This is a genomic window from Aeromonas sp. CA23 (assembly GCF_002587065.1).
Taxonomy (GTDB): Bacteria; Pseudomonadota; Gammaproteobacteria; order Enterobacterales; family Aeromonadaceae; genus Aeromonas; species Aeromonas bestiarum.
Genome location: NZ_CP023818.1, coordinates 4,137,866 through 4,158,954, shown reverse-complemented (window position 1 = coordinate 4,158,954; position 21,089 = coordinate 4,137,866). Strand labels below are relative to the sequence as shown.

Here is a 21,089-nt window from a genome sequence, read left to right as displayed (position 1 = left end):
AGAGACATGTTTCAGATTCTACATTTTGAAAAGCCTATCCCCTTCATGCGCTTCGCCAAGTCGGGAATGGTGTTCTCTGCCCTGCTGACGATACTCGCCCTGTTCTGCCTGTTCGATCGGGGTCTGAACTGGGGTCTGGACTTCACCGGTGGTACCACCATAGAGGTGGGATTCCAGCAATCGGTGAGCCTGGACAAGATGCACGAGGCGCTGGATCAGCAGAAGATTGAAGGGGCGACCCTGCAATTCTTCGGCTCCAGCCGTGACGTGCTGGTGCGCATGACCCCGAAAGAGGGGGTCAAGGTGGAGCAGCAGGGTAACGAAGTGCTGGCTGCAGCCAAGTTGATCGATCAGAGCGCCGTGCTCAAGCGCGTCGAATTCGTCGGCCCCTCGGTGGGTGACGAGCTGGCGACAGACGGTGCCCTGGCCATGCTGGCCTCCATCATCTGTATCCTGATCTACGTGGCGGTGCGCTTCGAATGGCGTCTGGCCATGGGGGGCATTCTCTCCCTGGCGCACGATGTGATCATCACCCTCGGCATCTTCGCCTACTTCCAGTACGAGTTTGACTTGACCGTGCTGGCGGCCTTGATGACGCTGGTGGGTTACTCTCTGAACGACACTATCGTGGTGTTCGACCGGTTGCGGGAGAACTTTCGCAAGGTGCGCAAGGGAAATACCAGCGAAATTATGGATCTTTCCATGACCGAGACCCTGAGCCGGACCATCATCACCTCGGGGTTGACTTTCGTGGTGGTGGTGGCGCTGCTGCTCAAGGGCGGTCCGCTGATCCACGGTTTTGCCATCGCCATGGTGATCGGGGTGGCCTTCGGGACCTACTCCTCCATCTATGTGGCGAGTGCCTCAGCCATGTTCTTCGGGGTCAAGCGGGAGCACATGCTGCCGACCCAGGTGGAAAAAGAGGGCGCGGATCAGCAAGAGATCCTGCCGTAAACGACAAGGGCGCCGCGAGGCGCCCTTTCTCTTATGGCCCGGGTGAGTCATTATGCTCCCCGTTACCCATCTCCTATCATCCAAGGCAAGGAGCAAGCCATGCAACACAATCCCCGTTTTCTGGCGCTGGTAGAGGCCGTTCGTCCCCAGGTGCAAGAGACAGACGTGCATCAGGTCAAACGCTGGCAGGATGAGGGGCGCGCCTTTCATCTTATTGACGTGCGGGAAGAGAGCGAGTGGGCAAGGGGTCATCTGCCGGGGGCCGAATACCTGGGCCGTGGCGTGATCGAGCGTGACATAGAGACTCGCTATCCGGATCCGGCCTCCGAGCTCTACCTCTATTGTGGTGGGGGATTTCGCTCCATCCTGGTGGCGGATAACCTGCAGAAGATGGGTTATAGCCGGGTTGTCAGCGTAGATGGTGGCTTTCGGGGCTGGTGTGATGCCGGATACCCTGTCGAATCCTGATTTATTTGAGGGAGAGAGGATCAGCCACATGACAAAGTGTCGGTTGACCTTTACCATATGCGGGGTCAAGCGTAAGCGTCGGAGTGTTCATTGAACGTCAGGAAAGGGATTGGATACCTCCTTGGTATCCTGTTGCTGCTCCCCATGTGGGGTTGCAGCAGTAGCAGTCAGGTTGAAGCGCCTCAAGTTCCCAAGCCGCAACCCGCTTCACTGGTATTGGCGACCCCCCTGCAGGTCTCTTACCAGAGCGAGTTGGCGTTGGCGCGACTCGGGCAGATGCTCGGTGAGATGGAATTGACCACCGAGCAACGGGCTGAACTGTTTTATGAGCGTGCAGTGGTGTTTGACCGGGTTGGCTTGCGCTCCCTGGCGAGGCTGGATTTCAACCGGGCCTTGCGGGAGAAACCGGATTTTGCCGAGGCCTACAACTTCATCGGCGTCTATCTGGTGCAGCAGCAGAATTATGACGAAGCCTACGAGGCATTTGATTCCGCCCTCGAGCTGGCTCCCGATTATGACTATGCCTATCTCAACCGTGGCATAGCGCTCTATTACGGCAATCGTCCCGAGCTGGCCGCAGCCGATATGAAACGCTTCTATGAAGCGCAGCCGGAAGATCCCTATCGGGTGATCTGGCTCTATCTGGCCGAGCAGAAGCTCAACGCGCCGGCCGCCATGAGCCGGATGCGCGAGCGTCTCAACAAATATGACGATGACGCCTGGAACTGGGATCTGGTTCGCCTCTACACAGGCGAGCTCAATGCGACCCAGTTGATGGGCAACGTGGTGAAAGGGGTGAAGGACAACCGGGAGCTTGCCGAGCGCCTGTGTGAAACCTACTTCTACCTCGGCAAGTTTGAACTGGCCAAGGGCAACCGCAAGGAAGCCATCAGCTACTTCAAGCTGGCACTCGCCAACAACGTGTACGACTTCATCGAGCACAGGTATGCCCTGCTCGAGCTGGAGCTGATGGCGCGCAAACCCTTGCCGCCGGGTGCCCAGAGCGCACAGGGCAAGAGTAGCAAGCAGGCCTCCTGATTGCAGGCTCTCGCGATGTAAAAAAGGCCTCACAATGAGGCCTTTTTGCTGTCTGCGCTCTGGCATGGGTGTGGTGTTATTCCACCAGGCCTATGCCGGGGATATTTGGCAACAGTAGCCGTGGCAACCGCGCCCAGACCTGTCTGCGCTCTGGCATGGGAGTGGCGTTATTCCACCAGGCTCATGCCGGGGATCTGACGCCAGTAACCGTTGCAGTCTCGCTCCTGCTGCAGGGGGAGAGGAGCCTGACCCTGCACATTGGCCTTGAAGCTGGCCAGTATCTCCAGTGTCTCCATCCCTTCGGGAGAGAGGCGCACCACGTCCACCAGACCGTCCATCGTTTTGAGCTCGTTGCCCAGATTGTAGCAGTAGCCGGACTGGGTCTGGATACCGTTGAGGTTGAACACCTTCTGCCCCTCGCGGCTGCTGGCGAGGCGCCCCGTGGGGTAGTGGATGCAGGCGAGTTCGCAGTTGTCCTTGGGCTTGTCGAGGGAGCGGGCGGTGAAGCAGCGCGCCGAGTAGGCGAGCGGCAGGTGGCCGTAGGCGAACACCTCCACCTCGAACTGCTGGCGCGCGCTGCCCAGATCCTGATTGAGCTGCACCAGCCAGTCGCGCGACAGCTCCACCGGCATCACCCAGCGTGTCATCCCCTGTTTGAGCAGCATGCGCAGCACATCGGCGTTGTAGGCATTGATGGCCGGGCCGCAGACAAACGGGATCCCCGCCTCCCAGGCAAGTTGTACCGTGCCGAGATCGTTGGCCTCGACCATGAGATCGCCATTGTCGACCAGCCGCTTCACCTCCTTGAGCTCCGAGGGGGCCGAGATCAGCGCCAGGGTGGAGAGCACCACCTGCTTGCCCGAACCGGCCACCTGGCGGGCGAGGGTAATCCAGTCATCCACTTTCAGTTCGCGGCGCTTGCTGCAGACGGTTTCCCCCAGATAGATGATGTCCGCCTGGCTCTGTGCCGCGGCGTCGTAGAAGGCCTGGGTGTCGGCCTTGGGCCAGTAGAAGAGCAGAGGCCCGAGAGAGAATTGCATGTGGTTGAGCTCCTTTATTGCCACTGACGATGATAGGCACCCAGGGTAGTCTGGCTCCCCTCGGAGACGCGGGCGAGCTGGGCATCCCACTCGGCCTTGACGCTGTAAGCCTCGGGATTGGCCTGGTAGGCATCGATGGCCGCGCGCCAGACCCGGGTGACCTGCTCCACGTAGGCGGGACTGCGCTGGCGCCCCTCGATCTTGACCGACTGGATCCCGGTCTGGAACAGCTCGGGCAAGAGGCCGAGCGTGTTGAGGCTGGTCGGCTCCTCCAGGGCGTGGTAGGTCTGGCCATCCACCTCGAAGCGGCCCTTGCACAGGGTCGGGTAACCGGCGTTTTCACCCGGGCCGTAGCGGTCTATCAGCACCTCGTTGAGGCGGGACTCGAGGCCAGCCGGCGTCTCCTCCCAGCGTACAAACTTGGCCGGTGAGCAGGCACCCACGGTATTGGGACTCTCGCCTGTCATGTAGGAGGAGAGATAGCAGCGCCCCTCGGCCATGATGCAGAGGCTGCCAAAGGCGAACACCTCGAGGCCGACATCGGTCTCGCGGGCCAGCTGTCTGACCTGATGCATGGAGAGCACCCGTGGCAACACCACCCGGCCGACGTTGAAATTCTGCTGATAGAAGCGGATGGCGGCGGCATTGGTGGCGCTGGCCTGCACCGAGACGTGCAGCTCCATGTCCGGATGATGGCGGCTGGCGTAATCGAGCACGGCGAGATCGGCGATGATCAGGGCATCGGCACCGAGCGCCACACCCCTGTCCACAGCCTGCTTCCATCTGGCATCCGAGCCCGGGTGGGCGAAGGTATTGATGGCGATGTGCAGCTTGCGGCCATGCTGGTGCACGTAGTCCACCGCTTTTTCCAGCTTGCTGTCGGTGAAGTTGAGACCGGCAAAGTGGCGGGCATTGGTGTCATCCTTGAAACCGATGTAAACCGCATCGGCCCCGTTATCCACGGCTGTTTTCAGTGCCGGCAAACTGCCTGCCGGACAGAGTAATTCCATCGGGTACGCTCCGAGAGGGCAAAAAATGCAAAAGTGGCCCGATTGTATTCATCGATGCCTTCCCACTTTTTGACCTGAGGCAGCTTTGTGTGGCTTTACCCTTCTTGAGGTAAGTCGGCACAAGTTTGATTTCCAACAGGATCCAGAGCGTGGCCCTGTGTTTGAATGCGCAAAAAACTGGGAGTTTATCGTGTTTCAACAACTGCAATGTCGCCTGGTCGAACAGGCTCCCCGCTTTCTGCGCCGCCCCCTCAAGCTGGTGCCGTTTGCGCTGCAGCAGAACCTGATGGAGCGCCTGCTGGCACGGGTGTTCAAGGAAGCCATCCAGGATGGTGACTTCGAATTTCTGGCCGGCAAATGGCTCAAGGTCGAGGTATCGGATCTCGAGCTGTGCTGGTTCATCAGCGAACAGGATGGAAAACTGGTGGTGGCCCGCGATTGTGAGCGGGCGGATGTCTGCTTCAGCGGCACCACCAACGACCTCATACTGATCGCCGGTCGCAAGGAAGATCCCGATTCCCTCTTCTTTCAGCGCAAGCTGAAGATTGAAGGGGATACCGAGCTGGGACTGGAGGTGAAGAACCTGATGGACAGCCTGGATCTGGCTGGCTTGCCGAGCCTGATGCGCTATCCGCTGATGGATCTTGCCACCTTCATCGAACGGGCACGGACCGCGTCAGCGCAGGAGCCGCACTCTGCGCCGACGGGCGGGGTCCCGTCTCAGGTGTGATGCCAGGCCACCGGCATGGTGGCGGTAGTGGCTGCGAGCCCACAGGCAGCGGCAGGCCCAGACGCATGGGATCAAGGCCAGCAGGGCAGTGGCGTTGGGGAGGCGGGAGAGCAACAGGCCCAGCGCCAGCCAGACGAAGGGCTGCGCCTCGTACAGCCACTCCGGCTGGAACCAGCGTTTGGTCGGAAAGATGACCAGATCGGTGCGCCGATAGCTGGATCGCATCATCCAGATGACGGCGCCTGCGACAAACAACAGGCTGCCCGCCAGCCAGAGCAAGGGGGTCTGGGTAAGCGTGAGCGTGCCGACCGCGATCAGCAGATAGCAGACTGGTAACCTCTCATAAAGCCAGCGTGGGCACATGTTGCCTCCGCTCCTAGATCCACTCATCCTCCAAGTTTAGCCTGCAGTCAGCCTCCGCTCATGATGCTTTGTTCTACACAATGATGGTTTTGTTGTGAAATGGCGCGCCTTTTACGGTGCCAAAATAGCGATTGGCTATGTTACAATTGCGCGCCATTTTTGACTGAAGATTGACTGGGCATGTTGGATCAGATTCGTATCGTGTTGGTAAACACTTCTCACACCGGCAACATGGGCTCTGCGGCGCGCGCCATGAAGACCATGGGACTGACTCAACTGGTGTTGGTTGATCCGCAGGCCCTGCCAGATGACAACGCCATGGCCCTGGCGGCAGGGGCCAGCGATGTCCTGGCCAATGCCCGTATTGTCTCGACGCTGGATGAAGCCATTGCTGATTGTGGTCTGGTCATAGGCACCAGCGCCCGTTCCCGGACCCTGAGCTGGCCCATGCTGGATCCTCGCGAAGCGGGGGAGAAGGCGGTGGTGGAGGGGGTGAAGCATCCGGTGGCTCTGGTGTTTGGTCGTGAACGCACCGGCCTCACCAACGACGAGCTGCAGAAGTGCCACTATCATGTGGCCATTGCGGCCAACCCTGAATACAGCTCCCTCAATCTGGCCATGGCGGTGCAGACCCTCTGCTACGAAGTGCGGATGCACTGGTTGCAGGATCAGGCTCCCGAGGTGGAGAGCGAGGCGGATTATCCCAGTGCCGATCAGCTGGAAGGTTTCTATCAGCACCTGGAGCAGACCCTGCTCAAGACGGGTTTCATCGCCGATGATCATCCGGGGCAGGTGATGAGCAAGCTGCGTCGCCTGTTCAATCGAGCCCGTCCGGAAACGGTGGAACTCAACATTCTGCGCGGCATTTTGACCTCGGTACAGAAGCCGAAACCGCAGGATTAAACCTGACTGTATTACTCAACCATATACTTGACTGTTTTAGTCGGGTATGTGACCATATGCCCATATTGATTGGTTCGCAAGACGGTAAGGCATATGAGACTGACCTCAAAAGGACGTTACGCTGTGACTGCCATGCTCGACGTGGCGTTGCATGCAGAGCAGGGGCCCGTGCCCCTGGCTGATATTTCAGAACGCCAGGGCATCTCCTTGTCCTATCTGGAGCAACTGTTTGCCCGCCTGCGCAAGCATGGTCTGGTGAGCAGCGTACGTGGCCCGGGTGGCGGTTATCGCCTCGGTCTGGCCCCTGACGCCATCTCGGTCGGTCAGGTGATCACCGCGGTCGACGAATCGGTGGATGCCACCAAGTGCCTCGGCAAAGGCGGCTGCCACGGCGGCACCCAGTGCCTCACTCACTCCCTGTGGCGTGATCTCAGCGAGCGCATTTCCAGTTTCCTGGGGGATATCACCCTGGCAGAGCTGGTGGGTCAGGCGGATGTGCGCCGGATCGCCGGCAAGCAAGACGAACAAATGAAAACCGTGTTGTCCCTGGTTGATCGGGCAGAACGCGGCGATGTGAGCTTGAAAGTCCAACTATAAACAAACGTGCTTTCCACAGTCGGTCGATGTGTGACCCTGGCTGTAACGGAGAAAAACATGAAACTGCCTATTTACCTTGATTATTCGGCAACCTGTCCGGTGGACCCGCGTGTCGCAGAAAAAATGATGCAGTGTCTCACCATGGATGGCCTGTTCGGCAATCCAGCATCCCGTTCCCACCGCTTTGGCTGGCAAGCCGAAGAGGCGGTAGACCTGGCCCGTAATCAAGTGGCAGAGCTGATCGGTGCCGACCCGCGCGAGATCGTCTTCACCTCCGGCGCGACAGAATCCAACAACCTGGCCATCAAGGGCGTTGCCCATTTCTATGCTGGCAAGGGCAAACACATCATCACCTCCAAGACAGAGCACAAGGCAGTACTCGATACTTGCCGCCAGCTGGAGCGTGAAGGCTATGAGGTGACCTACCTCGAGCCTATGCCGAACGGCCTGTTCACCTTGGCGCAGATCGAAGGTGCCCTGCGCGATGACACCATTCTGGTCAGCATCATGCATGTGAACAACGAGATCGGCGTGGTGCAGAACATTGCCGCCATCGGCGATCTGTGCCGCTCCCGCAAGATCCTGCTGCACGTGGACGCAGTCCAGAGCGTGGGCAAGATCCCGGTGGATGTGGAAGCCCTGAAAGTGGATCTGCTCTCCATGTCCGCCCACAAGGTATACGGCCCCAAAGGCATAGGTGCCCTCTATGTGCGCCGCAAGCCGCGCGTTCGTCTGGAAGCCCAGATGCACGGTGGCGGTCATGAGCGCGGCATGCGTTCCGGCACCCTGCCGACCCACCAGATCGTCGGCATGGGCGAAGCCTTCCGCATCGCCAGGGAAGAGATGGTGAGTGAAGGTCAACGTATCATGGCCCTGCGTCAGCGTCTGTGGGATGGCATCAAGGACATCGAAGCCGTTTACATCAACGGTGACCTGGAACAGCGTGTGCCGGGCAACCTGAACGTCAGCTTCGCCTATGTGGAAGGAGAATCCCTCATCATGGCGCTGAAGGATCTGGCGGTCTCTTCCGGCTCTGCCTGTACCTCGGCCAGCCTGGAGCCCTCCTATGTGCTGCGTGCACTGGGTCTGAACGACGAGCTGGCGCACAGCTCCATCCGTTTCAGTCTGGGTCGCTTCACCACAGAAGAAGAGATTGATTACGCAATCAAGCTTATCCGTGACTCCATCGGTCGTCTGCGCGAGATGTCTCCCCTGTGGGAGATGTACAAAGACGGCGTCGATCTGAACACGGTCGAATGGGCTCATCACTGATCCACAGGATCAGTGATCAACGGAATTAGCAGGAGTTAGATATGGCTTACAGTGAAAAAGTAATCGACCACTACGAGAATCCCCGCAACGTAGGTGGCTTCGACAAGAACGATCCCAACATTGCGACCGGCATGGTTGGCGCCCCGGCTTGTGGCGACGTGATGAAGCTGCAGCTGAAGATCAGCGACGACGGCATCATCGAAGATGCCAAGTTCAAGACCTATGGCTGTGGTTCCGCCATTGCCTCCAGCTCCCTGGTGACCGAGTGGGTCAAGGGCAAGACCCTGGACGAAGCCGCCGGCATCAAGAACACCGACATCGCCGAAGAACTGGCCCTGCCGCCGGTGAAGATCCACTGCTCCATTCTGGCTGAGGACGCCATCAAGGCCGCCATCGCCGATTACAAGCAGAAGAAAGGTCTCTAAGGTCAGGAGCGCAGTATGGCCATTACCATGACAGATGCCGCAGCGGCACGGGTTTCCTCTTTTCTGACCAACCGGGGCAAGGGCATTGGCCTGCGCCTCGGCGTCAAGACCACCGGCTGTTCGGGTCTTGCCTATGTGCTCGAGTTTGTCGATGAGCTGGCGGATGAAGATCAGGTGTTTGAGCAAAACGGTGTCAAAGTCATCGTCGATGCCAAGAGCCTGATCCATCTGGATGGCACCGAGCTGGACTTCGTCAAGGAGGGGCTCAACGAGGGCTTCCAGTTCAACAACCCCAACGCCAAGGGCGAGTGTGGTTGTGGCGAAAGTTTCAGTGTCTAACCGATTTGACGCACGGCATGTGTTGCCGCTTGAACTGGCCGGAAACGGCCAGTTCAACATCGCCAGCGCCAAGGGCGAGTGTGGTGATGGCGAACGTGTCTAAGAGGCTTGCATGAATCATTTCGAGCTGTTTGGGCTGGTTGAAGGCTTCGAGCTCGATACCCGTCAGCTGGCGGACACCTACCGTCAGTTGCAAACCCAGTTCCACCCCGATCGTTTTGCCACGGCTCCCGAGCGGGAGCAGCTGGTTGCGGTGCAACGTGCCGCCCAGATCAACGATGCCTTCACGACCCTCAAGGCGCCCCTGCGCCGAGCCGAGTATCTGCTCTCCCTGCGCGGCACCGAACTTCGTGGCGAGCAGCAAACCCTGCAAGACACTACCTTCCTGATGCAGCAACTGGAGTGGCGCGAGCGACTGGCCGACTTGAAAGGGGAGCCCGAGCCTGAGCGCGCCATCAAGGATTTTCGCCACGAAATCAGGCATGATCACCAGTTGTTGATGCAACGCCTGACGCAGGATCTCGCCGCTGGCGATGATGTGAGCGCGGCTGATTGCGTTCGCAAACTCAAGTTTGTCGACAAGCTCCTCGAAGAGCTGGAACGATTCGAAGACTCGCTGTTCGAGTCTTGATCCTTTAACGCTGGAATTTTGATTACCCATGGCATTACTGCAAATCGCCGAGCCCGGCCAGAGCGCCGCACCTCATCAGCATAAACGTGCCGTTGGCATCGATCTTGGCACCACCAACTCTCTCGTTGCTGCGGTTCGCAGCGGCCACGCCGATACTCTCTGCGACGAGCAGGGACGCGATCTGCTGCCGTCCGTGGTGCACTATCAGTTCGACAATGGTCAGGCTGATGCGATCCGGGTCGGCTTCGACGCCAAGCGCGAGGCGGCCCTCGATCCGCACAACACCATCGTCTCCGCCAAGCGGATGATGGGCAAGGCACTGGCCGATATCGATACCCGCCAGCAGCCTTACCAGTTCGTGGCTGCCGACAACGGCATGCCCCAGTTGCAGACCCGTCAGGGGCTGGTCAACCCGGTGCAGGTCTCAGCCGAAATCTTGAAGAAACTGGCCGAGCGGGGCGCCGCCGCACTGGGCGGCGAGCTGGATGGCGTTGTCATTACCGTGCCCGCCTATTTCGATGACGCCCAGCGTCAGGGCACCAAGGATGCGGCCCGTCTGGCCGGTCTGCACGTGCTGCGCCTGCTCAACGAGCCGACCGCGGCCGCCATCGCCTACGGCCTCGACTCCGGTCAGGAAGGGGTGATAGCTGTCTATGACCTCGGCGGCGGTACCTTCGACATCTCCATCCTGCGGCTGCACCGCGGCGTGTTCGAGGTGATGGCCACCGGCGGCGACTCCGCCCTCGGCGGCGATGATTTCGATCACCTGCTGGCGGACTGGATCAAGGCGCAAGCCGGCCTTGAAGGCCAGCTCGACGCCCGTACCCAGCGCGAGCTGCTGGACGTGGCCGCCGCCGTCAAACACGGCCTGACCGATGCCGATCGGGTGCCCTGTGCCTTTGCCGGCTGGCAGGGAGAGGTGAGCCGCAGCCAGTTTGATGAGCTCATCATGCCGCTGGTCAAGCGCACCCTGCTGGCTTGCCGCCGCGCCCTGCGCGATGCGGGGCTGGAGCAGGTGGAAGTGCTGGAAGTGGTGATGGTCGGTGGTTCCACCCGGGTGCCGTTGGTGCGCGAGCTGGTGGGCGGTTTCTTCCAGCGTCCGCCGCTGACCAGCATAGATCCGGACAAGGTGGTGGCCATCGGCGCCGCCATCCAGGCCGACATCCTGGTGGGCAACAAGCCCGATGCCGAGATGCTGCTGCTGGACGTGATCCCGCTCTCCCTGGGGCTCGAGACCATGGGTGGCCTGGCCGAGAAGGTGATCCCGCGCAACACCACCATACCGGTGGCCCGTGCTCAGGAGTTCACCACCTTCAAGGATGGCCAGACCGCGATGGCGATCCACGTGGTGCAGGGGGAGCGCGAGCTGGTGGCCGATTGCCGCTCCCTGGCCCGGTTCACCCTGACCGGCATTCCGCCGATGGCGGCGGGCGCCGCCCACATTCGCGTCACCTTCCAGGTGGATGCGGATGGTCTGCTGTCGGTCAGTGCCATGGAGAAATCCTCCGGCGTGCAGGCCGAGATCCAGGTCAAGCCCTCCTACGGGCTGGGGGAGGAGGACATACTCACCATGCTGAGCGCCTCCATCGCCAATGCCCAGCAAGACATGGATGCCCGCATGCTGGCAGAGCAGCAGGTGGAGGCCGATCGTGTGGTCGAAAGCCTCACCGCCGCGCTGGCCGCCGACGGCGATGTACTGCTGAGCGCCGCCGAGCGCGCCGCCATCGACGGTGCTATCACCCATCTGCTGGCCATGCGCGCCACAGGGACAACCAATCAAATCAAAGATGCCATCGAGGCGGCGGACGCCTCCAGTGGCGAATTTGCAGCCCGCCGGATGGATGCCTCCATCCGCAAGGTGCTGACCGGACAAAACGTCAACAAGGTGTAATATGCCAAAACTGATTATTCTGCCCCATCCCGAGCTCTGTCCGGACGGTGCCGCCCTCGAAGGCAAGAGTGGCGAGACCATTCTGGACGTGGCGCTGCGCAACGGCATCGAGATCGAGCACGCCTGCGAGAAGTCCTGCGCCTGCACCACCTGTCACTGCGTGGTGCGGGAGGGGTTCGACTCCCTCGAGCCGAGCGATGAGCTGGAAGATGACATGCTGGACAAGGCATGGGGACTGGAGCCGGAATCCCGCCTCAGTTGCCAGGCCCGTCTGGCGGACGAGGATCTGGTGGTGGAACTGCCCAAGTACACCATCAACCTCGCCTCAGAACGCCATTGATGACGCCTTAATTACACATGAGTGAATTGAGCGTGCAGCATCCCATGGTGCAGTAATGATATGGTGAAGGCCGTGACCCTCGAGGGGAACGGCCTTTTTTGTGCTCGTTATTTCCCTGTTCATGAATGAAAGTGCCAATAAAAAGGAAGCAAGCGAAGATGGCTGACATGATGAAGGTTCTGTTGTCCACCCAGGCCGCCGCCGCCCATTGGGGCGAAGGCGCCCTGCTCAGTTTCAACGATGACCAGGTGCTGATCCATCTGGACCTTGCCCGCCAGGAGCCGGATGCACTGCGTGCCATCCAGCGTGCTGGCCGTCGACTCGAGTCGACCGGCATCAAGCGGGTCAAGCTGGCCGGTGATGCCTGGGATCTGGAGCGCCGCTACGCCTTTGTCCAAGGGCGTGCGTGAGCTGGACTGTGAGCAGAGTGTTGCTGATGCCCACGAGCTGGATGCGCTGATCAAGGCGAGCCGCTGGGTGCGCGAGGTGACCAACGGTTGCCCGGAAGACATTTATCCCATGAGCCTGGCGGAATCCGCCCTGCTGCTCATTCGCGGTCTGGCCGGGGATCAGGTGACTGCCCGTATCACGGCTGGCGAGGCGCTGCGTGAAGCCGGCCATATCGGGATCTGGTCGGTGGGCCGTGGCAGCGAGCGCGAACCCGTGCTGCTGGAGCTGGACTACAACCCGACCGGGGATCGCAACGCCCCCGTGGTGGCGGCCCTGGTGGGCAAGGGCATCACCTTCGACTCCGGTGGCTACTCCATGAAGTCCTCTGACAACATGCTGCCGATGAAGTCCGATATGGGCGGCGCCGCCATGGTGACCGGCGCCCTGGCGCTGGCCATCAGTCGCGGTCTCAAGCAAAGGGTCAAGCTGATCCTCTGCTGCGCCGAGAACCTGGTCTCCGGCCACGCCTTCAAGCTGGGTGACATCCTCACCTACAAGAACGGCATCTCGGTCGAGATCCAGAATACCGATGCCGAAGGGCGTCTGGTGCTGGCCGACGGCCTGATGGCCGCATCCGACAGTGGCGCCGCCTATATTCTCGATGCCGCCACCCTGACCGGCGCCGCCAAGACGGCGCTGGGTCGCGACTACAACGCCGTGTTTGCCCTCGATGAGACCGAGCTGCAACGCACCCTGGTCGCCGCCAAAGCCGAGCAGGAGAAGGCCTGGGCCCTGCCGCTGGAACCCTGGCATGCCAGCCAGCTCACCTCCGCCTTTGCCGAGTTGGGTAACGTGGCCTCCGCCGAGGGCACGGCCGGTGCCACCACGGCGGCCGCGTTTCTGTCCCGCTTTGTGCGTGACGAGGGGCGGGGCTGGGTGCACCTGGATCTGGCAGCTTCCTATCAAAAATCCGGCAACGATCTGTGGGCGACCGGTGCCAAGGGCCACGGTCTGCGCACTATCGCTCGCTGGCTGCAGGAGGTGACTGAATGAGTGTCTGGCTGAGTCAAGAATTGGGCGATGGTTTGGGACAACCGGCGCAAAGAGCCACGGCCTGCGCATTATCGGTAGCCCGCAGGCTGCAGGAGGAAACAGCATGAACGTCTGGTTAAGCCGTGAGTTCGCACCGGCCGAGTGGGGGGAGGGAGCGCTGCTCTCTCACCGCGCCGATGGCATGGTGATCCATCTGGTCACCGCCACGCCGCTGCTCGATATCCAGCAGGCGGCGCGTCGTCTGTGCAGCCAGGGGATCCAGAAGGTGGCGCTGGCCGGTCATTGGGAGCGCGAGCAGCAGTGGGCCTTTGCCCAGGGGCTGCAAACGCCCAAGGCCGAGGTCGAGCTGCAGTGGGCCACCTCGTCGGAAGAGGACAGGGAAGAGCTGGAGGCACGCTGGCTGTGCGGGCGCTGGGTGCGCGAGATGACCAATGCCACCCCGGAACAGCTGGGGCCGCTGGAGCTGGCGGTGGAGGCGGCGGCCTTCATCACAGAGCTGGCGCCGGACAAGGTGAGCCACCGCATTTTGAAAGGTGAAGCCTTGCAACAGGCTGGCTGGGTCGGCCTCTATCAGGTGGGCCGTGGCAGCGAGCGCGAACCCGTGCTGCTGGAGCTGGACTTCAACCCGGGGCGCGATCCCAAGGCGCCGGTGGCAGCCGCTCTGGTAGGCAAGGGCATCACCTTTGACTCCGGGGGTTACTCCATGAAGAGCTCGGAAGGCATGCTCACCATGAAGTGCGACATGGGCGGGGCCGCCATCGTCACGGGCGCGCTGGCGCTGGCCATCTTGCGCGGACTCGACAAGCGGGTGAAGCTCATCCTCTGCTGCGCCGAGAACCTGGTCTCGGGTCACGCCTACAAGCTGGGTGACATCCTCACCTACAAGAACGGCACCACGGTGGAGATCGTCAACACCGACGCCGAAGGGCGTCTGGTGCTGGCCGATGGGCTGCAACTGGCGAGCGACAGCGGGGCGCCACTCATCATAGATGCCGCCACCCTGACCGGCGCCGCCGTGATGGCGCTGGGGGGACGCTACAACGCCCTGTTTGGCCTGGACAAGGGGCTGCTGAGCCGGGCCATGGTCTACGCCGATGCGGAGCAGGAGCCGGCCTGGCCGCTGCCGCTGGAGCCCTGGCATCGCCAGCAGTGTCCGTCCCACTATGCCGACACGGCCAACAGTCGTCCGGTCAAGGGCGGCGGCCCGGGTGGTGCTTCCAATGCGGCGGGCTTCCTCTCCCGTTTCGTCGCGAGCGAGGGGCAGGGCTGGTTGCATATCGATCTGGCCGCCTGTTTCAGCGACAACGGCGACAGCCTGTGGGCGCCGGGCGCCAACACCCTGGGCATGCGCACCATAGCGCATACCCTGCTGGCGGAAGCGCGCTGAGCAGAGAGACAATCGTCAAGGAAGGGCACCTGAGGGTGCCCTTTTCAACCGTGCTGGATGAGTAAGCAATAGGCAGGGTTTCAGAGGCTTAACATGGCTATCGTGCACAAGCGCACATTTTTTCCTGCTGCACTGGGCCAAGATGAGTGGTGATGTTGTTTTAAGGACGTGTTTGTTTAATAAAAAGTTGCTTTTTTGTGTGTTATTTCGGTTTTTGTTTACGTATAATCGCCGCCGAACATGGATTCTAACAATAAAACTCTGTAGTTAAGGAAAGATCTCAATGGCCATCGAACGTACCTTCTCTATCGTGAAACCGGATGCTGTCAGCAAAAACCTGATCGGTGCCATCTACAACCGCTTCGAGAGCGCTGGCCTGAAGGTCATCGCCGCCAAGATGCTGCACCTGAGCAGCGAGCAAGCCGCCGGTTTCTACGCAGAACACCAGGGCAAGCCTTTCTATGATGCGCTGGTCAGCTTCATGACCTCTGGCCCTGTCATGGTACAGGTGCTGGAAGGGGAAGAGGCCATCCGCCGTCACCGTGAAATCATGGGGGCGACCAACCCGAAAGAGGCCCTGGCCGGTACCCTGCGTGCCTGCTACGCCGAGAGCATCGACCGCAATGCGGTGCACGGCTCCGACGCCCCGGCCTCTGCCGCCCGTGAAATTGCCTACTTCTTCTCCGACGACGAGATCTGCCCGCGCGGCTGATCTTGCCCTGAGATGATCAAGGGAGCCTCGGCTCCCTTTTGTTTTTTGGCCTTTTGGTCAATATCCTCTTATTCTCCAGCTGGAAAGCCGGACCCATTATTTGTACAATGCCGCCCCCTGACATAGTCAGCCAATAATTTATGTAGTTTGTGGACTGAGGCCTTTGATGAGCGAAATAAAAACCAACCTGCTGGATCTTGATCGGGATGCCATGCGTGCCTTCTTCGTCGAACTGGGCGAGAAGCCATTCCGGGCAGATCAGATCATGAAGTGGATCTATCACTTCGGTTGTGATGATTTCGATCAGATGAACAACGTCAACAAGGTACTGCGCGAGCGCCTGAAGGCGATCGCCGAGATCCGCGCGCCACAAGTGAGCCGTGAACAGCGTTCCGCGGACGGCACCATCAAGTGGGCGCTGCAGGTTGGCGATCAGGAAGTGGAAACCGTCTATATCCCGGAAGAGGACAGGGCCACCCTGTGCGTCTCCTCCCAGGTAGGCTGTGCGCTGGCGTGCAAGTTCTGCTCCACGGCCCAGCAGGGTTTTAACCGCAACCTGAAAGTGTCCGAGATCATCGGCCAGGTATGGCGCGCCGCCAAGATAGTCGGTGGCAAGCGCCCCATCACCAACGTGGTGATGATGGGCATGGGCGAGCCGCTGCTCAACCTCGCCAACGTGGTGCCGGCCATGCGTCTGATGATGGATGACTTCGGCTACGGCATCTCCAAGCGCCGGGTGACCATCTCCACCTCGGGTGTGGTGCCGGCGCTGGATATCCTCGGCGATCAAATTGACGTGGCCCTGGCCATCTCCCTGCATGCGCCGAACGACAAGCTGCGTTCCGAGATCATGCCGATCAACGACAAGTACAACATCGAGGACTTCCTCGCCGGTGTGCGCCGTTATCTGGCCAAGTCCAATGCCAACGGTGGTCGCGTGACGGTGGAGTATGTGCTGCTCGATCATATCAATGACGACATGCAGCATGCCCACGAACTGGCCAAAGTGCTCAAAGACACCCCGAGCAAGATCAACCTGATCCCGTTCAACCCCTTCCCGGGCAACCCCTATGGCAAGCCGAGCAACAGTCGCATCGACCGTTTCTCCAAGGTGCTGATGGAATATGGCTTCACCGTCATAGTCCGCAAGACCCGTGGTGACGACATAGATGCCGCCTGCGGTCAGCTGGTGGGAGAGGTGATAGATCGCACCAAACGCACCATGAAAAATCGGATGCAACAGGATGGGATTTCCGTCAAAATGGTTTAAATTGCTAAGCCATTGTATAGTCAGGGAATGGATACACGTACATTGATCGTAGTGGCAGCGCTCTGCGCGCTGCCAGGCTGTGTTACCGAGACCACTTACGCGGGCCAGAATTCGACCCAGCGTGAAGTGGGTCCCGACCTCAAGGCGGCTGCCCAGACCCGTCTGGACTTAGGCATTCAATATTTGCGACAGGGCAATGCCGAACAGGCCAAGTTCAACCTTGATCGCGCCCTCCAGTACGACCCCGACAACCCTCAGGTCTACATCGGCTTCGCTTACTTCTACCAGCAGGTAGAGGATTACAAGGCGGCCGAGGAGAGCTACAAGAAAGCCCTCGCCATGGATCCGTCCAATGCTGACGCAATGAACAACTATGGTGCCTTCCTGTGCAACCGTGGTCGCTTCGACGAGGCGGAGAAGGCATTCCTGCAGGCGATCAGCCAACCCAATTACATCAAGATTGCCGATACCTATGAAAATGCGGCACTTTGCGCCGCGCAAAATCGCAGAAATGATAAAGCAAGCGAGTACTATCGCTTGGCCTTGGGGTATAATCCCCGCAATCCAAGGTTATTGCTGGACATGGCTGAGCTTTCCATGAAAGATGGCAAGCTGCCTGATGTGCAGGCCTATCTCGCTCGTTTCGCCGATGCGTCAGACGAGAACGAGAGCAGTCTCTGGTTGAGATTGCGGCTGGCTCAGGCCATGGACAAACCGGCACTCCTTCACCAATTCGGGACTGAGCTGGTAAGGCAATATCCCTCTTCGCAACAAGCCAAGCGTTACTTAGCCAATGACTACTGAACAGCCACACGATTTTCAAGACGACTCTCAGGCAGCAGGCCCAGGCCAGCTGCTGCGCAACGCCCGTGAACAGCTTGGCTGGACACGAGAACAGGTTGCGTCCCGCATTCACCTTCGTCTGACCCTGATTGCTGCGATCGAATCAGATACGTATGACAAGCACACTTCCCATACTTTCATTCGGGGCTACCTGCGTACCTACGCCAAGCTGGTCGGCATCCCGGATGAGACCATACTGGCCGCCTACGACAAGCTGGGGCTGACGCCCCCCGACAACATCGACATGCAGAGCTTCTCCCGTCGCTCGCGCCAGCAGGCCAACGACAGTCGGCTCAAGGTGGTGACCTGGCTGGTGATCCTGGTGCTGATCGCGCTCTCCGTCGCCTGGTGGTGGCAGAGCACGGCGCGCCGCTCCGCCGGTGACGAAGCTCTGGCGGCCACTGAAATGAGTGCGACCGCCAACCCGCAGGGGGCAACCCTGTCTTCTGCGGCGGATGTGGTCGACCCTGTGCTCATGCCTGTTGCCTCCGATGCGATGGCAACGGCCGCAGAGCCGACCGTGAGCGGCGCTGCTGCCACGGCGCCGCAGGTTGAGGCCAGCAGTGCCGCCGTGGCGACTGTGACCTCTGCGAGTGTGGCGACGCTGCCGGTCGCTGATGATGATGCGACCGTGGATCCCGCCAAGGCACCTCAGCTCAAGATGAGTTTCACCGCCGACTGCTGGCTGGACGTCAAGGACGCCAAGGGCAAGACACTGTTCAGCGGCCTGAAGAAGGCAAATGATCAACTGGTATTGGAAGGACCCGAGCCGCTCAAGTTCATCATTGGCGCGCCCATGGCGGTCAATATCGAATATCAGGGCAAGTCCATCGACATGAGCCGTTACAACAACGGCCGGACTGCTCGCCTCTCACTGCCGCAGGAGTAATCTGTCCGCCATGTCCGCTCACGAATCTCCCATCATTCGTCGTAAATCCAGGCAGATCATGGTCGGTAACGTACCGGTTGGGGGCGACGCCCCCATCACGGTCCAGACCATGACCAACACCAAGACCACGGACGTGGCCGCCACCGTCGAGCAGATCCGGCGGATCGAGCGGGTTGGCGCCGACATAGTCCGGGTCTCGGTACCCACCATGGAAGCGGCGGAAGCCTTCAAGCTCATCAAGCAGCAGACCCGTATCCCCATCGTTGCCGACATCCACTTCGATTACCGCATCGCCCTGAAAGTGGCCGAGTACGGCGCCGACTGCCTGCGCATCAACCCGGGCAACATAGGCAACGAAGAGCGGGTGCGTGCCGTGGTCGACTGCGCGCGCTACTACAACATCCCGATCCGCATCGGCGTCAATGGCGGCTCTCTTGAGAAAGACATTCAGGAGAAGTACGGCGAGCCGACCCCGGAGGCGCTGCTCGAGTCGGCCATGCGCCACGTGGATTACCTGGATCGCCTCAACTTCGACAACTTCAAGGTGAGCGTCAAGGCGTCTGACGTCTTCCTGGCCATCGGGGCCTATCGCCTGCTGGCCAAGCAGATCGAGCAGCCGCTGCACCTTGGCATCACCGAAGCGGGCGGTTTTCGCGCCGGCGCGGTGAAATCCGCCGTCGGGCTCGGCATGCTGCTGGCCGATGGCATAGGCGATACCATCCGCATCTCGCTGGCGGCCGATCCGGTGGAAGAGATCAAGGTAGGCTTTGATATCCTCAAATCCCTGCGCATCCGCTCCCGTGGCATCAACTTCATCGCCTGCCCCTCCTGCTCCCGTCAGGAGTTCGACGTGATCGGTACCGTCAACGCCCTGGAAGCGCGGCTGGAAGACATCATCACCCCCATGGATGTCTCCATCATCGGCTGTGTGGTGAACGGGCCGGGCGAGGCGCTGGTCTCCGATCTGGGGTTGGCGGGGGCCGCCAACAAGAGCGCCTTCTACGAGGGCGGTCAGCGGGTCGACCGGCTGGACAACAAGGATCTCATCCCGATCCTGGAGCGCCGCATTCGCGCCCGGGCGGCCATGCTGGATCCGGCCAACCAGATCCAGGTGGACGAGGGTTGAGCCAGTGCGGGGCCACCTAGGGTGGCCCCGTCTTTAGGTTGCTGATTTTAAATCCCGCATTGGAACGCCCTGATTTTACCTCTGGGTCGAAAATCCCTATAATGCGGCCAAATTTCACGTCTTTTTCTCGAGTATCAACGTGGCAAAACAGATCCAAGCTATTCGCGGTATGAACGATTGCCTGCCGGAGCAGAGCCCGGTATGGCAGAAAGTAGAACAGATACTGCGCCAAGTGGTCGCCAGCTATGGCTACAGCGAAGTGCGCATGCCGATCGTCGAGCAGACTCATCTGTTCAAGCGTGCCATCGGTGAAGTGACCGACGTGGTCGAAAAAGAGATGTACAGCTTCGAAGACCGCAACGGCGACAGCCTGAGCCTGCGTCCGGAAGGGACCGCCAGCTGTGTCCGCGCCGGTATCGAGCACGGCCTGCTTTACAACCAGGAACGCCGGATGTGGTACATGGGCCCCATGTTCCGCCACGAGCGCCCCCAGAAGGGCCGTTACCGCCAGTTCCATCAGTTCGGGGTCGAGCTGTTTGGCATCAACGGGCCAGATATTGACGCCGAACTCATCATGCTGACCCACCGTCTGTGGCGGCTGTTCGGCATCAGCGATCATGTCACCCTGCAGCTCAACACGCTCGGTCAGAGTGCCGAGCGCGCCGCCTATCGCGATGCGCTGGTGGCCTACCTTGAGCAGTACAAGGATCAGCTGGACGAAGAGAGCCAGCGCCGCATGTACAGCAACCCGCTGCGGGTGCTCGACTCCAAGGATGCCAAGGTTCAGGCCATTCTGGTGGATGCCCCGCGCCTGTTCGATCACCTGGGCGAAGAGAGCCTGGCTCACTTCGAGGGGCTCAAGCACCTGCTCACCTCCGCCGGTATCCAGTTCGAGGTGAACGAGCGTCTGGTACGCGGCCTTGACTATTACAACCTCACCGTGTTCGAGTGGGTCACCAACAGCCTGGGTGCCCAGGGCACCGTCTGTGCTGGTGGCCGTTACGACGGCCTGGTGGAGCAGCTTGGCGGTCAAGCGACCCCGGCGGTGGGCTTTGCCATGGGCATGGAACGTCTGGTGCTGATGCTGGAGACCCTGGAGCTCAATGCCGACATTCGTCCTGCGGTGGATGCCTATCTGTGCATGGTGGGCGAGGGGACTGAGCAAGCGGGCTTCCAGTTGGCCGAGCGTCTGCGCGATGCCCTGCCTGACCTGCGCCTGATGAGCCACTGCGGTGGCGGCAACTTCAAGAAACAACTCAAGCGTGCCGACAAGTGCGGCGCGGCCATTGCCCTGATCCTCGGTGAAACCGAGGTGCAAAACGGGGAGATCACCATCAAATATCTGCGTGGCCAGGCCGAGCAACAGACCGTCACGGTCGACGCCGCCATTGCCCTGCTGGCAGCCAAAGGAGAGTAAG

Annotated in this window: 22 protein-coding genes and 1 pseudogene; 20 read left to right on the top strand and 3 right to left on the bottom strand. The window is 60.4% G+C overall.

The genetic code is table 11. The features are described 5' to 3' along the window. The first annotated feature begins 6 nt into the window (after positions 1-6). The 3 genes from secF (at position 7) to nlpI (ending at position 2,460) form a co-directional block, all read left to right on the top strand. Positions 7-954, top strand: a complete 948-nt coding sequence (secF, locus tag CK910_RS19175) for a protein translocase subunit SecF (RefSeq protein WP_043136784.1) — start codon at positions 7-9, stop codon at positions 952-954. A gap of 99 nt (positions 955-1,053) precedes the next feature. Then, positions 1,054-1,422, top strand: a complete 369-nt coding sequence (locus CK910_RS19170; protein WP_098984363.1) for a rhodanese-like domain-containing protein — start codon at positions 1,054-1,056, stop codon at positions 1,420-1,422. Positions 1,423-1,512: 90 nt separating this feature from the next. Then, on the top strand, positions 1,513-2,460 hold the full coding sequence (gene nlpI, locus CK910_RS19165) for a lipoprotein NlpI (protein ID WP_280136097.1): 948 nt from the start codon (positions 1,513-1,515) through the stop codon (positions 2,458-2,460). A gap of 167 nt (positions 2,461-2,627) precedes the next feature. Here nlpI and CK910_RS19160 read toward each other — a convergent pair whose 3' ends face one another. Then, positions 2,628-3,500, bottom strand: a complete 873-nt coding sequence (locus tag CK910_RS19160) for a U32 family peptidase (protein ID WP_098984362.1) — start codon at positions 3,498-3,500, stop codon at positions 2,628-2,630. Positions 3,501-3,514: 14 nt separating this feature from the next. Then, on the bottom strand, positions 3,515-4,510 hold the full coding sequence (ubiU, locus tag CK910_RS19155; RefSeq protein WP_098984361.1) for a ubiquinone anaerobic biosynthesis protein UbiU: 996 nt from the start codon (positions 4,508-4,510) through the stop codon (positions 3,515-3,517). Between the two features lie 190 nt (positions 4,511-4,700). Here ubiU and ubiT point away from each other — a divergent pair, with 190 nt between their 5' ends. After that, positions 4,701-5,240, top strand: a complete 540-nt coding sequence (gene ubiT, locus CK910_RS19150; RefSeq protein ID WP_043137002.1) for a ubiquinone anaerobic biosynthesis accessory factor UbiT — start codon at positions 4,701-4,703, stop codon at positions 5,238-5,240. Here the strand turns inward: ubiT and CK910_RS19145 are convergent. Then, positions 5,187-5,603, bottom strand: a complete 417-nt coding sequence (locus CK910_RS19145; RefSeq protein WP_098984360.1) for a hypothetical protein — start codon at positions 5,601-5,603, stop codon at positions 5,187-5,189. The genes ubiT and CK910_RS19145 overlap by 54 nt on opposite strands. A 180-nt stretch (positions 5,604-5,783) precedes the next feature. Between CK910_RS19145 and trmJ the strand changes: the two genes are divergently transcribed. The 16 genes and pseudogenes from trmJ to hisS all read left to right on the top strand — a co-directional run bounded on the left by trmJ (position 5,784) and on the right by hisS (position 21,088). Further along, entirely contained in the window at positions 5,784-6,506 is a 723-nt protein-coding gene (gene trmJ / locus CK910_RS19140) for a tRNA (cytosine(32)/uridine(32)-2'-O)-methyltransferase TrmJ (protein ID WP_098984359.1), read from the top strand. A gap of 93 nt (positions 6,507-6,599) precedes the next feature. Then, complete coding sequence (iscR, locus tag CK910_RS19135; protein WP_042865866.1) at positions 6,600-7,103, top strand: Fe-S cluster assembly transcriptional regulator IscR; 504 nt, start codon at positions 6,600-6,602, stop codon at positions 7,101-7,103. 57 nt (positions 7,104-7,160) lie between these two features. Then, positions 7,161-8,375, top strand: a complete 1,215-nt coding sequence (locus tag CK910_RS19130) for an IscS subfamily cysteine desulfurase (protein ID WP_098984358.1) — start codon at positions 7,161-7,163, stop codon at positions 8,373-8,375. 41 nt (positions 8,376-8,416) lie between these two features. Next, a complete protein-coding gene (iscU, locus tag CK910_RS19125; protein WP_005310405.1) occupies positions 8,417-8,800 on the top strand; it encodes a Fe-S cluster assembly scaffold IscU in 384 nt (127 codons plus the stop codon). 15 nt (positions 8,801-8,815) lie between these two features. Further along, the gene (gene iscA / locus CK910_RS19120; RefSeq protein WP_042865868.1) at positions 8,816-9,139 is read left to right on the top strand and encodes an iron-sulfur cluster assembly protein IscA; all 324 of its coding nucleotides are present in this window, start codon (positions 8,816-8,818) and stop codon (positions 9,137-9,139) included. Positions 9,140-9,251: 112 nt separating this feature from the next. Then, complete coding sequence (gene hscB / locus CK910_RS19115; protein ID WP_043136762.1) at positions 9,252-9,770, top strand: co-chaperone HscB; 519 nt, start codon at positions 9,252-9,254, stop codon at positions 9,768-9,770. 28 nt (positions 9,771-9,798) lie between these two features. Then, positions 9,799-11,661 (top strand): Fe-S protein assembly chaperone HscA, encoded by a 1,863-nt coding sequence (gene hscA, locus CK910_RS19110; RefSeq protein WP_098984357.1) that lies wholly within the window; start codon positions 9,799-9,801, stop codon positions 11,659-11,661. A gap of 1 nt (position 11,662) precedes the next feature. Continuing rightward, positions 11,663-12,001, top strand: a complete 339-nt coding sequence (gene fdx, locus CK910_RS19105) for an ISC system 2Fe-2S type ferredoxin (RefSeq protein ID WP_005310414.1) — start codon at positions 11,663-11,665, stop codon at positions 11,999-12,001. A gap of 158 nt (positions 12,002-12,159) precedes the next feature. Further along, positions 12,160-13,444, top strand: a pseudogene (gene pepB / locus CK910_RS19100) (aminopeptidase PepB). 103 nt (positions 13,445-13,547) lie between these two features. Then, the gene (pepB, locus tag CK910_RS19095) at positions 13,548-14,831 is read left to right on the top strand and encodes an aminopeptidase PepB (RefSeq protein ID WP_043136753.1); all 1,284 of its coding nucleotides are present in this window, start codon (positions 13,548-13,550) and stop codon (positions 14,829-14,831) included. Positions 14,832-15,114: 283 nt separating this feature from the next. Next, a complete protein-coding gene (gene ndk / locus CK910_RS19090; RefSeq protein ID WP_043136750.1) occupies positions 15,115-15,543 on the top strand; it encodes a nucleoside-diphosphate kinase in 429 nt (142 codons plus the stop codon). 166 nt (positions 15,544-15,709) lie between these two features. Further along, a complete protein-coding gene (locus CK910_RS19085) occupies positions 15,710-16,813 on the top strand; it encodes a bifunctional tRNA (adenosine(37)-C2)-methyltransferase TrmG/ribosomal RNA large subunit methyltransferase RlmN (RefSeq protein WP_098984356.1) in 1,104 nt (367 codons plus the stop codon). A 12-nt stretch (positions 16,814-16,825) separates the two neighbouring features. After that, positions 16,826-17,617, top strand: coding sequence for a PilW family type IVa pilus biogenesis/stability lipoprotein TapF (tapF, locus tag CK910_RS19080; protein ID WP_098984355.1), 792 nt, complete (start codon positions 16,826-16,828; stop codon positions 17,615-17,617). Then, the gene (locus tag CK910_RS19075) at positions 17,607-18,545 is read left to right on the top strand and encodes a RodZ domain-containing protein (protein ID WP_098984354.1); all 939 of its coding nucleotides are present in this window, start codon (positions 17,607-17,609) and stop codon (positions 18,543-18,545) included. Before tapF ends, CK910_RS19075 begins: the two co-directional genes overlap by 11 nt. Positions 18,546-18,555: 10 nt before the next feature. Continuing rightward, entirely contained in the window at positions 18,556-19,671 is a 1,116-nt protein-coding gene (ispG, locus tag CK910_RS19070) for a flavodoxin-dependent (E)-4-hydroxy-3-methylbut-2-enyl-diphosphate synthase (RefSeq protein ID WP_098984353.1), read from the top strand. A 139-nt stretch (positions 19,672-19,810) separates the two neighbouring features. Continuing rightward, positions 19,811-21,088 carry a histidine--tRNA ligase gene (gene hisS / locus CK910_RS19065; RefSeq protein WP_098984352.1) on the top strand — a complete coding sequence of 426 codons (1,278 nt, stop codon included), beginning with the start codon at positions 19,811-19,813 and terminating at the stop codon, positions 21,086-21,088. Position 21,089 lies beyond the last annotated feature (1 nt).